This is a genomic window from Bacillus sp. GMs2/2 (genome assembly GCF_050172095.1).
Classification (GTDB): Bacteria; Bacillota; Bacilli; order Bacillales; family Bacillaceae_G; genus Bacillus_A; species Bacillus_A cereus.
In genome coordinates this window covers 1-1,480 of record NZ_JBNLYE010000650.1, presented here as the reverse complement: position 1 = coordinate 1,480, position 1,480 = coordinate 1, and the positions used below count along the sequence as shown (strand labels likewise).

Below are 1,480 nucleotides of genomic sequence, written 5' to 3'. Positions count from 1 at the left end.
TGTATTTATTGGTATTTTGGAATATTGTAAAGGAAAATATTATGTGAAATTCATACTTATTTTGGTACAATGAAGAGAAGTGCTAGTTTAAAGGAGGCCATTTTTTTGAAATCAAAAGTGCACTTTTGGACATTAGAAGTGCTAATGGTTGTAGGAATCATATTTATTTGCACAAAAATATCATTTTTATTTCAACCGATTGGTATCTTCATATCAACATTATTTTTCCCAATCTTAATCGCGCTTTTTTTATACTTCATATTTAATCCTGTATTAATCTTTTTGGAGAATAAAAAAGTACCTAGAAATTTAGCGATATTGCTGTTATATCTTTTTATCATAACATTAACTGCGGTTGGCGTTGGAGTAGTTGTTCCTACGATTTCACAACAGCTAATGGACTTGGTTAAAAATATGCCAGGCTACATAAAAGAGGGAAAAGTATACATACAAGAATTATCACATCATAGGTTGTTTGAATGGTTATCTACACAAAACTACGTTTCCATTGAAACAATTGAAAAAAATGCGATTGAATACTTAAAAGATATACCAAATACAATTACGTCGAGTGCAACGGCTTTATTTGGTATTATCACGAACGTTGCATTAGTTGTATTTACTGTACCGTTCATTTTATTTTACATGTTTAAAGATGGACATGCCTTTCCAGGGAAAGCGGTAAGTTTATTACCAGAGTCTTACCGTGAAGAGGGGCTTCGTATCATTAAGGAAACGAACGAAACATTATCTGCATATATTCAAGGGCAAGCGCTCGTTTGTATATTTGTAGGTGCGTTTACTTTTATCGGTTATTTAATTATCGATTTACCGTACGCTTTCGTTTTAGGGATTATCGCAGCATTTACAAACATCATTCCTAACTTAGGCCCATTTATCGGAGCAGCACCAGCTGTTATTGTAGGACTGTTCGTATCTCCGATGCAAGCCTTATACGTAATTATTATCGTAACAATTGTACAACAGTTTGAAAGTAATATTATTTCACCACGTATTATGAGCTCGAAATTAAACATCCACCCATTAACAATTATTATCCTAATTTTAGGGGTAGGTAACTTTGCTGGAATCATCGGAATGATTTTAGCAGTACCAGTTTATGCAGTAACAAAAACAGTTGTTTCGAACTTAGTGAGATTGTTTAAGACGAAGAGAAGTAATCGGAAATAGTAAAACCTGAGAAAGATACACCTCTTTTTAAGTGGTGTATCTTTTGTTTATAAAAAAATAATTAAAAGCGGGTTGGTTTGATTTTATTATATATTTTTTATACATCAAATTCAGCGATGAACTTGTGTGATATAAGCTCTATAAAACTATGTGGAATCCCTCTGAACTATCCAAATCATTTCCTTACAGCGTGCTATCATCATCATAATCGACTCCTTTCGAATTGGAATTACAGATGACTACAGTAATGACTTTGTCTTTCTTTTACAGAATCCATAGCCTGATTAAT

Annotated in this window: 1 protein-coding gene; it reads left to right on the top strand. The window is 32.6% G+C overall.

Annotated elements, in window-relative coordinates; genetic code table 11:
• Nucleotides 1–105: 105 nt before the first annotated feature.
• On the top strand, nt 106–1,191 hold the full coding sequence (locus ACQGS6_RS28335; RefSeq protein WP_000837892.1) for an AI-2E family transporter: 1,086 nt from the start codon (nt 106–108) through the stop codon (nt 1,189–1,191).
• Nucleotides 1,192–1,480 lie beyond the last annotated feature (289 nt).